At 59.1% G+C, this 14,551-nt stretch carries 12 protein-coding genes; 4 read left to right on the forward strand and 8 right to left on the reverse strand.

Annotated elements, in window-relative coordinates; genetic code table 11:
- Positions 1-66: 66 nt before the first annotated feature.
- The 6 genes from Pan189_RS18930 to Pan189_RS18955 form a co-directional block, all read right to left on the reverse strand.
- A complete protein-coding gene (locus Pan189_RS18930) occupies positions 67-1,737 on the reverse strand; it encodes an FG-GAP repeat domain-containing protein (RefSeq protein ID WP_145365646.1) in 1,671 nt (556 codons plus the stop codon).
- Between the two features lie 176 nt (positions 1,738-1,913).
- On the reverse strand, positions 1,914-2,165 hold the full coding sequence (locus tag Pan189_RS18935) for a hypothetical protein (RefSeq protein WP_145365647.1): 252 nt from the start codon (positions 2,163-2,165) through the stop codon (positions 1,914-1,916).
- Positions 2,166-2,223: 58 nt separating this feature from the next.
- A complete protein-coding gene (gene xerC / locus Pan189_RS18940; RefSeq protein WP_145365648.1) occupies positions 2,224-3,126 on the reverse strand; it encodes a tyrosine recombinase XerC in 903 nt (300 codons plus the stop codon).
- Positions 3,127-3,162: 36 nt separating this feature from the next.
- On the reverse strand, positions 3,163-3,390 hold the full coding sequence (locus Pan189_RS18945) for a hypothetical protein (protein ID WP_310820792.1): 228 nt from the start codon (positions 3,388-3,390) through the stop codon (positions 3,163-3,165).
- A 343-nt stretch (positions 3,391-3,733) separates the two neighbouring features.
- Positions 3,734-5,104 (reverse strand): hypothetical protein, encoded by a 1,371-nt coding sequence (locus tag Pan189_RS18950; protein ID WP_145365650.1) that lies wholly within the window; start codon positions 5,102-5,104, stop codon positions 3,734-3,736.
- Positions 5,105-5,354: 250 nt separating this feature from the next.
- On the reverse strand, positions 5,355-5,570 hold the full coding sequence (locus tag Pan189_RS18955) for a hypothetical protein (protein ID WP_145365651.1): 216 nt from the start codon (positions 5,568-5,570) through the stop codon (positions 5,355-5,357).
- 251 nt (positions 5,571-5,821) lie between these two features.
- On the opposite strand from Pan189_RS18955, the gene thpR reads away from it, so the two are divergent.
- Positions 5,822-6,382 (forward strand): RNA 2',3'-cyclic phosphodiesterase, encoded by a 561-nt coding sequence (thpR, locus tag Pan189_RS18960; protein WP_145365652.1) that lies wholly within the window; start codon positions 5,822-5,824, stop codon positions 6,380-6,382.
- A 16-nt stretch (positions 6,383-6,398) separates the two neighbouring features.
- Here the strand turns inward: thpR and Pan189_RS18965 are convergent, their stop codons facing one another.
- Complete coding sequence (locus Pan189_RS18965) at positions 6,399-7,433, reverse strand: esterase/lipase family protein (RefSeq protein WP_145365653.1); 1,035 nt, start codon at positions 7,431-7,433, stop codon at positions 6,399-6,401.
- 249 nt (positions 7,434-7,682) lie between these two features.
- Here Pan189_RS18965 and Pan189_RS18970 point away from each other — a divergent pair, with 249 nt between their 5' ends.
- The 3 genes from Pan189_RS18970 (at position 7,683) to Pan189_RS18980 (ending at position 13,823) form a co-directional block, all read left to right on the forward strand.
- Positions 7,683-9,770: a M3 family metallopeptidase gene (locus Pan189_RS18970; protein ID WP_145365654.1), complete on the forward strand. Its 2,088-nt coding sequence runs from the start codon at positions 7,683-7,685 to the stop codon at positions 9,768-9,770.
- Positions 9,771-10,067: 297 nt separating this feature from the next.
- Positions 10,068-12,464: a DUF1592 domain-containing protein gene (locus tag Pan189_RS18975; protein WP_145365655.1), complete on the forward strand. Its 2,397-nt coding sequence runs from the start codon at positions 10,068-10,070 to the stop codon at positions 12,462-12,464.
- Between the two features lie 21 nt (positions 12,465-12,485).
- On the forward strand, positions 12,486-13,823 hold the full coding sequence (locus tag Pan189_RS18980; RefSeq protein WP_310820793.1) for a DUF1552 domain-containing protein: 1,338 nt from the start codon (positions 12,486-12,488) through the stop codon (positions 13,821-13,823).
- A 21-nt stretch (positions 13,824-13,844) separates the two neighbouring features.
- Here Pan189_RS18980 and Pan189_RS18985 read toward each other — a convergent pair whose 3' ends face one another.
- Positions 13,845-14,351, reverse strand: coding sequence for a nucleotidyl transferase AbiEii/AbiGii toxin family protein (locus Pan189_RS18985; RefSeq protein ID WP_145365657.1), 507 nt, complete (start codon positions 14,349-14,351; stop codon positions 13,845-13,847).
- Between the last annotated feature and the right edge of the window lie 200 nt (positions 14,352-14,551).

Here is a 14,551-nt window from a genome sequence, read left to right on the forward strand (position 1 = left end):
CCAGACGGTCGCTGATCGCATCTCGGCTAACCACGAGAAGAGAACGGGCTGAAGTCCGACATGCTGTTAAGGGTTCTTGGTACCGTTCGACCAAATCGTCAACATACCCTGCTGTAAGCGATGCCGCGGCCCGTCGTCTTCGAAAAAAGTCAAACCGGCTGCAATGTCGAGGTCTCCATCGGAATCAAAGTCGCCGAGTGCCGCGTCAACAGAACCAAATCGTCTGGTTCGAAGAATTGGTCGGCAAAGAAAACTCCCGTCACGCTGATGCTCGAACCAAACCAATAAATTAAACTGCGTCGCCGCGGAAACCTGACCTTCGGCAATATCGTTCGAGATGTATGCGGAGGCGACGACATCTAGATCACCATCGAGATCGATATCTCCGCTGACCGCGCGATATGCCCCCGGCAAATGGCCGATGATGTGTGGGCGAAACGGAAACTCGCCCCGATTCTCAAACCATCGGACAGCGTGATTCGGCGAAAGAAACCCGAAATCGAGCATGTCGCCATTTGTAAAGAGAATGTCGAGGTCGCCGTCGACGTCGAAATCGACGAGGTCCATCCCGCTCGAACCGAACGCGGGGTCTTTGGCGTCGAAAATGGTTCGTCGTTCAAAACCGCCCAAACCATCGGCAATGTAAGCCTCGACGACCTCATGCTGTTGGCTGAAGAGGGCAACGATGTCGAGTCGACCATCGCCATCGATATCGTCAATTCGAACATCACTCGCACCCGGCCGCTCGTCAAGGATCGTACGCTGCCACTCCTTATCGCCTTCGGAACGATCCAGTAAGGCCAGTGCGCCACCCGACCGCCAGCCGAACTCAGCCACGGCAAATTCAAGGTCGCCATCCCCGTCGAGATCGCCACCGACGGCATCGGCCACTCGATTCTTGGTCTTGAGCAGAGTCGATCGAGCCGGCCTGCCTGTCTCGGAAAGATCGAGTCGGTACAACCGCCCGGGAACATCATCGGACGGTAAGAACACACCTAACTCTGCCAGTAAAAAGGCACGCGGCACTTTTTCACCGGAGTCGATGGGTCGGAGCCGCGCCGGGTTGTAAATGTTGGCCAGCACACGCCCCTCCGACCAAGCGGACGTGCGGTCGACACGGATGACCCGACCGTGTCTCATATCGCAGATCGTCAAGAACCCGACCGAAGAGTCTTGTGGCGGATACCAAGCGACGTCGGAAACGCAACCATCGGACGGACCTTCGTCCGGATACTTGAGCGTCGTCGGAACGAAGATCGGATTAATGTCTCGCGTTGGAAGCCGCGGCATTTCAATTTCTTTGGGGGCTTTCGCAATATAGTAGCCGGTGGTATCAGCCTGCGGAGGTGCTTCAATTTCGCGAACGAGGGCATCAGACGACCCCTCGTAAAAATCGTATCCAAGATTAACTTCGACAGCCCATCGCTCTTTGGGGAACAGCGCGGGCTCCGGATAGGCGTGGCACGCACCGCACAACTGATGGACCCTTGGCGAAAGGGCCTCGGCTCGCCGCATATCTTCTTCGGGACTGTTGCCGAATGGCAAACCGTCCGACCACGCTTTCGGTAGTTTCGGACCGACGACAGCCGTTGGTGATTGCAAACCAAGGGCACTCAGATACTTCCCGGCAACCGTTGGTAAGTACACATCAACTAATACAGACATGGCGCCCGCGACGGTGATCGCCACCAACGCAAGCCCCAATAGTCGAAACGGTCGTGTATTTAGGCGGCTCATATCGATTCGATTCAGCAAGCGGTGCGCTGGCCTTTCGAGACAAAGTCATAATACACCGCTTTCACCAATAGTCTTGATCTTTAGCGATCCGAAGTCAAAGTACCAGTGACGATCCCCTCCATCGAGAACAATTCGACCCTGAAATCTTCCACCCGGTCAGCCGCCCGGCTCTTGTGTCATCGCATAAAATTGAAAACCGGGAAGCCGCGGCAAAGAGCCAGCCGATCGAACGCCCGCGAACGACCGTGATCGACAGCACGAATATTAAAGAGCCCGGGAAGTAGGGCGTCGGCCGCGAAGTCGGTTCCCCTCAGCGAGTTCGATCCATCGATATCGACCTCGGCACCCACCGACCGGGCTGTCGGTGTGACGATCAGAGGCGGGCCGGCTGCTGCCTGCCGGTCATGTTCGAAGCCGTCAGACGCCATGCAATTTGCAGATTGCCGCCTTGCTTGCGCTGCGGGCTATCATCGTTAGCATCAAGTCCTATTTCTTCCCCGCGTGCGGGTGGGCGTGTTCGTAGGCTTCGCGGAGCTGACGGGTGCTGACGTGCGTATAGATCTGCGTGGTTTTTAAGTCTTTGTGCCCCAGCAATTCCTGGACGCCGCGGATATCGGCGCCGCCGTCCAGCAGATGCGTCGCGAACGTATGGCGGAGAGTGTGAGGAGACGTCTTCGTATCAAGCCCCGCGGCTTTGATGTGCTTATCGAGCATTCGGCCGACGCTGCGGGTCGTTAAGCGGGTGCCGAACTTATTAAGAAAGACCGCTTCGCGGGCATCGGCATTCGATTCGTCCGGCTCCCGCACGGCGCACCAGCGGTCCAAAGCTTCGGTCGCGTGATGTCCTACCGGAGCGATCCGTTCTTTGCGGCCTTTACCGAGGACGCGAATGACCGATGCGTCGCGATCCCAGTCGGTCAGATCCATTCCCACAAGCTCAGCGACACGCAAACCCGCGGAGTAAAGAACCTCTAAGATAGCGCGATCGCGAAGGCCGGCCGCTTCTCCCGCGGGAGGTGTGTTTAGCAGCCTTAAAATTTCGTCGTCGGTCAAGAAGTGCGGCAGTTTCCTTCCCGCGCGCGGCGTTCGCAAAGCCTTGGCGGGGTTCGCGTTGACCTTGCCTTCGCGTCGACAAAACTTAAAGAAACTCCGCAGGCAAGCGAGTCGTCGCGCGATCGTGGAGCGCGCGTATTGGCACTCATGCAGATAGGCCACATATTCGCGAAGTGCGGCGACATCGATTTCGACGACCGGCGGTACGCGCTGCTTGACCTCATTGAAGAACTCGAGCACGCTGCCGAGATCTTCGGAATATGACTTGAGTGTCAACTCCGACGCATTTCGCTCCACGCGGAGATACCGGACGAAGGCGTCAATCTCGCCGTACATAAATGCCCTCTTGGGTGGAGCAATCGGCGGAGTTGGTCACGCGGCGCGGCGGTGCGACGGATCGCTCTCGACTTCGCGTTCGGCACGAATGCGGCGTACTTTCTGGCTCAGGATCGCGGCATCGTACCAGGAAAAATTTAATTCTTCGTCGGCGGCATATTGGCCGAACTGGTCAAGCAGCGATTCGAAGCTCGTGTCATCGTAAAGAAAGATGTATTGCTCGCCATGTCTGGCCAGCGCGATGACATTCATCGATCCCTTCATCATTCGCCTCGACCATCACGGCCCCAAAGGGCTCAGTATTGTTTAACCAGCGTCAGACAGATTTTAGCGAGACCGCCGCCAACGGCGATCGGAGATAGCGAATAGAAGTCCAGTTCCACGGCAAAATCGCGTCGAAACCAATCATCTCCGCGTGTCCGCAGGACCCCTATTCCGATCACCTATTTCCGCCTGGAGTTGCCGCGACGATTGTTTAAATGACGACGTGCAGCCGTAGTTCGAGTGGGCCTCGACATCGTCGCTAATGCCTTCATCGACTTTTGAGGTCGGTCTCCGCTCCGGTACCCGTCCGAACCGTCAGATTCGTTATAATTGGCAGCGGCGATTACTTCGGTTTCGTGCGAAATTGCCGTTTCAGTTTCAAGACGTAACGTCGGCGGGCATCGCCGCCGTGCAACGTCAGCATTTCCACGATCATGCGATGCATCGCGAAGCGGAGGAAATCGTCGCTGCGATGCATATACCCTTCCCAACCGCCGGCTCGAAGGTCATCACGCAGTTCGACATAGTCGCGCACCAAAGCGGCGAGGTCTCCGTCACTGCCGTCGAACACGCGCGTATAACTCATTACCGGCGTTCGGGGATCCCACACAGGTTCGGGGAACGATGCGACGAGTCCGGCTGGAGGAACGCCTTCGAATTCCAAGGGCGGCGGGACCGGTGGCAAGGAATCAGTCGCCCCGGCAGTCAGCGGAGCGGGCGGAATTTCGGGAAACTTGACCAAAACCGGGTCGGGCACCGACTCGACTTCGCGAACCGGCTCGGTCGACGGAATAGGGTTGTTCGAAAGGACCTCAGCCGATTTCAGCGAGGACTTTGCCGCAGACTTCTCTTCGCGTTCTTTCATCCTGGGCGTGACCACTTCGAAATCGAGAAACGGGAGCGGGCGATCTGCTTCGAGTGGGTCTTCAATTGATTCCGAATTGACCTGTCGAATCGTCCAGGGAGCCTGCGGCGGATAAATGGTTCCAATCGAATCCGCCTTCGCCCGGCGAAACTCGTGGATCGCCGTTTCGATCGCGTTCTTCGGCCCCGATGCTTCCGTCGAACTGTCACCATAGACCGTTTCGATGTGCCGCTCGTTGGCGGTCGATTCTGAGGTTGCCGTTTTCGCGCTGAGGTCGAGAACTTCGTTTGATCGAACGACGGCGTCCGGAGACTGCCCGCGAATCGAGAGCGGGACTTTGCTCTTGAGGCATCCGCAGGCTCGTTCCCACCAACTGCTGTCGCACCTGGTCGCTTTGGGGATATCGCGAATGGCCTGCCGGGCGAACGGGTCGTTGGCGATGCCGGGGGCAAAACCGGGCGGGTGCGTGGCATACCAAGAGACCTGCATCCCGATGCGTGGTGGGTAATACGGGTCGTAATCGGTCACCGCCCCAACGACCACCGCGTCTGCCCCCAATACCTGACCGAGGCGGAGGACGTCATCGGGGTTATCGAGATTGATGCCCGCATCGACCATGGCCTGCTCGACCACGCCGACTGGGATCACCTGATAGCCGGGCACCTTCTGCAATTCGCCGTAGTAGGCGTTGGCAAATTCGCGACCGTCGACGACGCGCTCGGTGCTGAGATTCAGAAAGGGAGCGATCGCGACGACGTCCATCGCCGGAATCGGGTTCGTGACACCCCGCTCGACAAGAACGCAGCCGGGCAAGCCGGAGATGAGCAGCAGGATGGCGAATCGTCGCACGGGATCAGTCGGTCGGGGCGAAAGGTCGATCGAACGGCATCCGTTCCGATACCGTCACTATCGACACGACCGGCGTAACCTCTCCAATCGAACCCCCGCGACCAGCGCAGGCAGGCTCGATCGATACCGACTTTCGTCAACCCGTCGCTTGGTGCGCGACGTATTGACGACCACCAACGCGGCCCGGCATCAGCGAGAGATCGGGCCACGACCGCTCAAGCTGCCGCAGGCACAAGAGGGGCGAATGCCCCTAGGCGCTGGGGCGGAGGTGTCGATAGGCGCAGAGGACTTCGTAGAGGTCCGGGGAGACCTGGATTTCATCCTTGGCGAAATCGCGAACCCACGTGCGGTTGCCGCGGGAGGCCTCGGAGAGCACGTCGGCCAATTCTTCAAGAGGAACGCTGACCTGACGCTGATCGAGCGTATCCGTCTCATCGCCTGTAAAGATTCGAAGTTGTGGTCTCATCGGCTTATTCCTTGCCTTTCGGCTTTGCCTGTGGACTTCGCAGCTTCGCAGGTAACGACCGCCCGGTCGCTGGGGCAAACTATTGAGTCTGCCTCGGTGTGCTCAGCCGCGTACTTTCCGTGGGAGGCGAAATTTCGCTTCCCACTCGAATATCGTCGTCGCTGGCAGTAGTGCTTGAGGCCGTCTGTCAAATTGAAACGTGATTCTTCGTATTCGATGGATCGGTTTCGGCGACGACCGGACGGGTTAGAATGAATTTTCGGAGTTTTATCGCCGTTCCGATTCACGCGACCCCCGCGATTCAAGCGGCGTTGGCTGAACTCGGCAAAATGGGAAGACGGCTCAAGCTTGTCGAACCAGACAATTTGCACATCACGGTCAAGTTCCTCGGAGAAACCGCTCCACATCAGGAGGGTCCGATTGTCAACGTTCTTGATCGGATGGTTGGAAGGTTCTCCGCCGAGGAATTCCACTTTCGCGGGCTCGGCGTGTTCTCCGATCAAACGCGACCAACCGTTTGCTGGGCGGGCATCGCGAATACCGACCCGATTCAAGGCTGGCACCGCTTCATCGAGAACGAGCTGAGGGATCTCGGATTCACACCGGACCGCTACAGCTATCGGCCCCATTTGACGCTCGCCCGAATCCGCGGACGACCGCCCCGGCAATTCTCAAGCGTGCTGGAGCGTTATGCCGCGAACGACTTCGGGTCCCGCAAAGCGACGGAGATCACGTGGTTTCGCTCCGACCTGACGCCCAACGGCCCCCGGTATCGCGTATTGCACCGCGCGAAACTCCGGGGGGCGGGCTGATAATGAACGGGCCGTTCTATTCGCCCGCTTCGGTCGGTTGGCGGGGGCCCGCTTCCGTCAACGCTCCGGTCTCGACAAAAGAAAGGGCCGCGGCGACCGCCCGCTTATCTCGCAGCAGCGCGTGATGCAGGACGTTCGGAATGACGAGCGAATCCGCAGCGCCGCCGAGGAACGTACTTTCAACGGCAACCAGGCCGTCATCGTCCCCCTCGACGAACGGGTTCAACCCGCCGGTTTTCGGAAAGCTGCCCGCAACGGTGGCGAATTCGACCGGCGGGGCGGGAAGTCGGCCGCCCAAGCCGAAGGGACCGCTGGTCAATTCCTGTCCCGGTTGCCCGAACAGGACTTGGAAGGCTTTGAGTCGGTGCAGATTGTCGGCCATCTGTGCGCCACGATTGGGCGTTCCGAGCATCACGACTCTGCCATATCGATCGAGTTCGTCCTCCGCCTGATCGACATGTTTCGCAAAGTAGGCTCGCGTCACGAGGCCGCCCATGCTGTGAACGACCAAGTGGGTGCGGGGGTGCTGCCCAATCGACCGGATCGAATCGGCCAGGGCATCGCCGACATCGGCGATCGGCTGGCGTGTGCTCGCGTATTCAAATTGGTAGGTCGCGTAGCTGGCCTTTTCGAATGCTTTTTGATGGCTCGACCACATGCGCGGCGAGCGTGCCAACCCGTGGATGAACACCACGGCCTCACGCTCGTTCCAGTCGTCGGGAAGATCTTGATCGCCAACTTGCGCTTCCAGCCAGTCCACGCACTCTTCGCGGGACCCGAGTTCTTTGCTGAACGGGCCTTCTCCACGTACACGATAGCGTCCCGTGAGCACGTTACGCTGAAGTCGGTTCCGGCCGAAAAACGCTTGGTCGGTCCAGAACGGGAATTCGCGAATCCCCTGCAACAAGTCGCCGCGGGAGGACTGAGGCTTCGCAATTTCCTGCCCGGCGTTCTCGTTCGTCGGGGCACTCTCAGCCTCAGCGGCAGCTGCGTACCGGCCTGAGACCGACGCCAACACAGAGGTCGCGAGCAGCAGAAATCGACAGTCCATATCCGTGTCGTTTCGCGTACGAATCGGGTTTCGAGGTGGCGGGAGCCTTCGGTAGATAGCTGTCTCCCAGTCAGGCCCCCTTATTGTAGCAACCGGCGCGGTCCGGACAGGAGGCATCGTCCGGCTCGAACGCGCTTGATTGATTCTCGATAGCGGTTCGCTGACCATCGCCGCTTCTTTGACACTCTTTGCAAGAAACGTTGCGACCGATTTTCGGTCGACCCGCCTCGACAGGGATGGAATAACTCGATGGACAATTCACTCGCCGGCAATCCGCTGCTCGAAACCGAAGGCCTCCCCGATTACGCAGCGATCCTTCCCGAACACGTCATCCCTGCGATCACGCACTTGTTGAATGTGGCGAACACGGGTCTGGCCACGATCGAGGAGCAAATCGAGCCGACATGGGAGAAGACGATCGGGGCACTCGAAGAGCTGGACCGCCCGTTCGAACGGGGGTGGCAGCCGGTCGGTCATCTGCTTGGAGTCCGCAATTCTGCCGAATTGCGTCAGGCCTACGAGACGGTCCTGCCGCAAATCGTCGGGTACAGCCTGCGCGTGCAGCAGAGTCAGCCGATTTACTCGTCGCTGATGCAACTGCGAGATTCGGAGGCTTGGGAATCTTTGCCACCGGCGCGTCAGCGGATCATTGAGCAACGAATTCAGAATTCGGAACTCGCCGGCGTCGGGCTCGACGGCGAGGACCGCGCGAGATTCAATCGCAATGCCGAAGAACTCTCGCAGCTATCGACGAAATTCTCGAACAACGTCCTCGACGCAACCAAAGCCTTCGAGTTGGTTCTGACCGACCCGATCGATGTCGAAGGCATGCCGAAGAGTGCGCTTGCCGCGGCCGCGCATTCTTACAGCACAGCTCACTCGGCCGGAGACCAACCGGCATCGGTCGAGTCGGGGCCTTGGCGATTCACGCTCGATCATCCCAGCTTCACTCCGTTCATGGAGCACGCTCGCCCGCGGGACTTTCGCGAGCGGATGTATCGCGCATTCGTCTCCCGGGCCTCCGACGGCGAATTCGACAACACGGAAATCATCGACCGCACACTCGAATTGCGGCGCGAACAGGCGGAGCTGCTCGGCTATTCGAATTACGCCGAGATCAGCCTGGCGTCCAAGATGGCCCGCTCCGTCGAAGAGGTGACCAGCCTGCTGACGAAGCTGCGCACCTCATCGTGGGACGCAGCGGAGAAGGAACATAACGAATTAACGAACATCGCCCGCGAGACCGGCTTTGTCGAAGAACTCATGCACTGGGACGTCGGCTTCTTCGCCGAGCGACTGCGCGAACAACGGTTCGCATTTACCGACGAAGAACTGCGGCCCTACTTCTCGCTCGATCGTGTCCTCGACGGCCTGTTCGAGTTGTGCCGAGACCTGTTCGGAATCACCGTCCGCCCGGTCGATGGTGATGTGCCCGTTTGGAACAAGGACGTCCGCTTTTACACGGTTCACGATGAAGCCAACCGGCAGGTCGCCTCGTTTTACCTCGATCCCTATTCGCGGCCGGAGGACAAGCGCGGCGGCGCGTGGATGGCCGACTGCCTGCAGCGACGCCGGCTGCCGGACGGCAAAATCCAATTACCGGTCGCACATCTGGTCTGCAATCAGACGCCGCCGGTCGGCGAGACACCTTCACTAATGAGCTTCCGCGAAGTGGAAACGCTGTTCCACGAATTCGGCCACGGTTTGCAGCACATGCTGACCAAGGTCGACGATGCCGATGCCTCCGGCATTAACGGCGTCGAATGGGACGCCGTCGAGTTGCCGAGCCAGTTCATGGAGAACTGGTGCTATCACGAGCCGACGCTGATGGGCATCACCCGTCACTATGAAACGGGCGAGCCGCTGCCACATGAGCTGTTCGAAAAAATTTGTAAGGCCCGCACCTACCGCGCCGGCACGCAGATGTTGCGGCAGATTCTGTTCGGCCTGACCGATATGACTTTGCACTCCAGCTATGACCCGGCAACCGACGGCACACCGTTCGACGTTCAACGTCGGATCGCCGAAAAGACCTCCGTCATGCCGATGTTGCCGGACAACAAGAGCCTGTGCGGCTTCGCCCACATTTTCGCCGGCGGATATGCGGCTGGTTACTACAGCTACAAGTGGGCCGAAGTCCTCAGCGCCGACGCCTTCGAAGCGTTCGTCGAAGTCGGATTGGACAATGACGATGCCGTGCGAGAGACCGGCAAACGCTTTCGCGAAACGGTCCTCGCCTCCGGCGGCGGACGACATCCGATGGAGGTCTTCCGAGAATTCCGCGGCCGTGAACCAAGCCCGGAACCGCTGCTAAAACACTCGGGGTTAAAGGCCTGAGTGGTGGAGTTCCACTCGCGGGCCGGCTGTTGTGCTGAACCCAATGTGCGTCTGGAGATTGTGACGCGACCGCTCTGGTGTCGATCGATGCGGCGACCTCGGGCATGAACCCGCCCGCAAAGTCGACTTAACCGGCATAACCGGTAATTCATGTTGCACGCATCGACGCTCAGCGATAACTTGGCTTAGGACAACCACCGACCGTCGGCGTAGGATTCCTCCTACCCTGAGGGCCGGTTCCTCCCGATTACCACGTGCCATCCCTCCCGGCTCGTTCGGTACTTTCGAAGGTCCGCCATGGACGTCAGGCAATTTCACCAACCTCTTGATGCTGCGCGGGCCGCCATGCGTCGAGCAATTCTCTCGGTCTCGCTCGTTTTTGCCGCTATTCCGGCAACGGCCGAAGAAGCGATTCCGCCCCGCCCCGATCGCTTCGCCACCGAGTTGAAGCCCTTCTTGACGACCCACTGCGCGGATTGCCACGCGGGCGAGTTCGCCGAAGCCGGCCTCGACGTGATCGCGCCCGACTCTGAAAAAGAATTACTGGACGACCTCGACTCGTGGGACAAGATTCTGCTGCAGGTCAAAGTCGGGTCGATGCCCCCGGCCGACTTCGAGCCGCAGCCGACCGCAGCGGATCGCGCCGGCTTTGTCAAAGGCCTCGACGATCTGCTCAACCAGCAGGATTGTTCGGTGCCCCACCCCGGTCGCGCGACCGCCCGTCGACTTAACCGCATCGAATATCGCAATACGATCCGCGATCTGTGCGGCATCGAATTCGACGCCGCCGATCACTTCCCGTCCGATGACGTCGGCAACGGGTTCGACAATCAGGCCGACATCCTCACCGTCAGCCCGCTCATGCTGGAGAAGTACCTCACTGCCGCTGAGCAGATTGCCGAAGAGGCGATCGTCGTTGATTTGGAGTCAACAAAGGATATCGCACTCGATTTGACCGGTAGCTTTCTTTGGGACCGCACGGAAACTCGCACCGTCGAGTTGCCCGAGGCCGGCCGTTACAAGGTCACCGTTCGAGCAATGGCGGACCAGGGAGGCGACGAGCCAACACGCATGGAGGTCCTTCTGGACGGCAAGCGGCTCCGGCGATTCGACATTCGCGGAAACCAGCGGGAACGTGAATACGAACTGACGTTCGACATCGAACAGGCCGGGTCACACAACTTGAGCGTCGCCTTCGTGAATGACCATTATGTGGAAGCGGAAGGTTCAAAAAGCGGAGTCGACCGCAATTTGTACGTCAACGGCGTCAAGCTCTGGGGACCGGAAGCCGGCGCCCCGCGTCCTCCTGAACATCATCGCCAAATCGTTTCAACTGACCCGCGTCGAGCGGGCTCACTGAACAAGGCCGCTCGTCAGGTTACGGAGCGTTTCGCGGGACGGGCCTTTCGTCGAACCGCCACGAAAGCAGAGATAACGCGATTCGCCGCGCTGACGACCAGCATTGCGGAATCGAGCGGATCGTTTGAGCTCGGCGTGCGAGCCATGGTGCAAGCGGTCTTAATTTCGCCCGAATTCCTGTTTCGCGTCGAACAGCCGGTCGAGCAAGGCCCCGACCGACAACTCTCTGACCACGAGTTGGCCACCCGACTGTCGTACTTCTTGACGTCAACGCTGCCCGATGAAGAACTGCGTCGAGCCGCCGATGCAGGACGGCTGCGAACCGACAAACAAATCGAATCGCAGGTCCGCCGGCTGCTAAAAGAACAGAAGACGATTGACGCCTTGAACGAAGGATTCTTCGCTCAATGGCTCAACCTGAGAAACCTCGACGCGACGGCCCCGGAACCCGAGCTGTACCGCAAATGGAACACGAAACTCGCCCGCGCCATGCGGCGCGAGACGGAACTGTTCGCCGAGGAAATCGTCCGTAAAGATCGCAGCATTTTGGACTTCCTGACGGCCGATTACACTTACGTCAATCCGCGACTGGCCGAACTCTACGACATCAAATGGCGTGGCAAAGACCCGCTGCAATTGTATCTCGACTCGCTCTCCGGACGGGAACTCTCGAAAGTGAAACGAAAGGACTCGCGCGGGCCGAGTTTCCCAGAAGAGTCGACCTACCTGCGTGTGGACCTTCCGAAGAATCGACGTGGAGTGCTGACTCAGGCGGCAGTTCTCGCCGTTACCTCCAACCCGGTCGAGACGTCGCCGGTTAAGCGAGGCAAGTGGGTGCTGGAGAACATCCTCGGCACTCCCCCGCCCCCCGCACCGGCCAACATCCCGCCGCTTGATGAAGCCAAGGAAGCCGCGCCCGATTTGCCGTTGCGGGAGCAATTAGCTCTGCACCGAGAAAGTTCTGCGTGCTTTTCGTGCCACGCCTCGATGGACCCGATCGGCTTGGCGTTTGAGAACTACGATGTGCTCGGCATTTGGCGAGAAAAATTCGATGGGCACCGCATTGATTCGTCGGGCGAATTGCCGGAACGGGGCGAGTTCGAGGACGCAGTCGATCTGATCGACTTACTCGCGTCGGAACGCCGCCTGTTCGCCACCAACTTCGTCCGCAAAATGATGACGTACGCCCTCGGCCGAACGATCGATCGCCGTGATCGCTGCGCCGTCGAACGCATCGTCGACCGTGCCGAGAAAAACGGATTTCGCTTCTCTGAGATCATCGTGGGCATCGCCTTAAGCGATCCATTCACGATGCGGGCCTCCGAGACAAATTAAGTCCCCTTGCCGAAAGTAAGGATGACCATCATGCGCAACTCGATCTCTCGACGGACCGTGCTCCGGGCCGCCGGTTCCGCGATCGCCCTGCCTTGGCTCGAGTCGCTGGCGGCTTCTGCGAATTCGTCATCGGGTATGAATCAGCCCCCTGTCCGCCTCGGCTTTGTGTTCTTTCCCAATGGAGCCGTCCCCGATCAGTGGCGCCCCCAAGGGACCGGTACCGACTTCAAGTTCAGCCCGACTCTGTCTCCCCTGAGCGAGTTTCGTGAAGACGTGTTGGTCGTCAGCGGGCTGGCCCAATTGCTCGGCGACGTCGATGGTGGCGGCGACCACGCTCGCAATGCCGCAACCTTTCTGACCGGTGCCCGGGCCAACAAGAGTGAGTCCGACCTGCATGTCGGCCAAAGCATCGACCAATTCGCCGCCGACCGGATCGGATATGAGACGCGTCTGAAGTCACTCGAATTAGGGATCGACGCCGGGCGCAACGCCGGCAGTTGCGACAGCGGCTACTCCTGCGCGTACTCGAATACGATCTCCTGGCGCAGCCCGACGCAGCCGATGCCGAAGGAGGTGAAGCCGCGGGCGGTCTTCGAGCGATTGTTCGGCTCAAAAGGCAAGGGATCGGTCGCTGCTCAGGCACGTCGGATTGCGACGCGCAAAAGTGTCCTGGATACCGTCGCTGCGGGATCGGCCCGGCTACGGACCCGGATCGCCAAGAGTGATCAACGTAAACTCGATGAGTATCTCGGCAGCCTGCGCGAAGTCGAGCGCCGGGTCGAAGGGACGGACAGAAAGGCGATCGAACCGCCCCGCGATTTTCGGGTTCCGGATGAAAAACCCGACAACTTCGAAGAACACGCGAGATTAATGTACGACCTGATGGTCCTGGCGTACCAGACCGATTCGACACGTATCGCGTCATTGATGCTCGCCGGAGCCGCCAGCAATCGTACCTTTCCTCAAATTGAGGTCACCGACGGTCACCACTCGCTCTCGCACCACCAGGGACGGTCCGACAAAATCGAGAAGCTGACAAAGATCGACCGCTACCTCTGCGAGCAATTCGCTTACTTCATCCGTCGGCTCAAAGACACCCCGGACGGCGAAGGCAATCTGCTCGACAACACGATCGTGCTCTATGGCAGCGGGCTATCGGACGGGAATGAACACCGCCATGACGAACTGCCGATCGTCCTTGCGGGTGGAGGCGGACGCCTAAGAGGTGGTCGTCACCTGCGTTATTCTCGCGGAACACCACTAAATAATTTGTTCCTGAACTTGCTCGATACCGCCGGGGCAAAAGACGTCAAACGCTTTGGCGACAGCGACGGCCGTCTCCCCGATGTTGTCGCGTAATAGCGATTCGGCCTCAACGTGTTAAGACTCGCCGTCGGCTCCGTCGTCGGCCTCTCGCATCTCCAACAGAATCTCGAGCTCCGCAATGGCTTCGAAATCCTTCGGCCGACCGGCGGCGCGTTTAACGTGAATCAGCATGGGAAGATCGAGGACGCGGACATTTCTACCACTAATCTTCATTTCGACTGAGTGCGGCAGAAGCTGATCGTAGCCGCCCCCACCGGTGATCTCGCCGAGCAAATCGATTGCACCGAGGTCTGTTTGCAGCGTGAAATTAAGCCCGCGATCCAACGTCTTCGCGTCCCACAAGAACGGAAGATTCGGTGGCGCTCCTCGCAATTGCGGGCGATGCGACGAAAGACAGTCCGCGAGACGTTCGAGATTTTCCGGAGATCGCTCATAGACGACATCGATATCTTGCGTGAATCGCGCGGCTCCATGCTGAACAGCCGCAACGCCCCCGATCAGAATAAAATGAACCTCAGCATCACTCAATCGACTAAGAACTTCGATAAACTCGGTCTTCATTTTCACACCCCCCTCGCCCTCGCGTGGATGCAACGAATTCAGCCATTGACTCAAGCTGCGCGAGTCGATCGCTCGGGGTCATCCTCAAGTTCCTTACTAACAGCGAACGATCAACATCGACCTTATAAGCCTCAATAACCGGGTCGGGAAGAATCTTGACAGGCGTACTCGGCCTTAGGTCTTCTTCGTTCATCTTAAGT

This window comes from Stratiformator vulcanicus (genome assembly GCF_007744515.1).
Classification (GTDB): Bacteria; Planctomycetota; Planctomycetia; order Planctomycetales; family Planctomycetaceae; genus Stratiformator; species Stratiformator vulcanicus.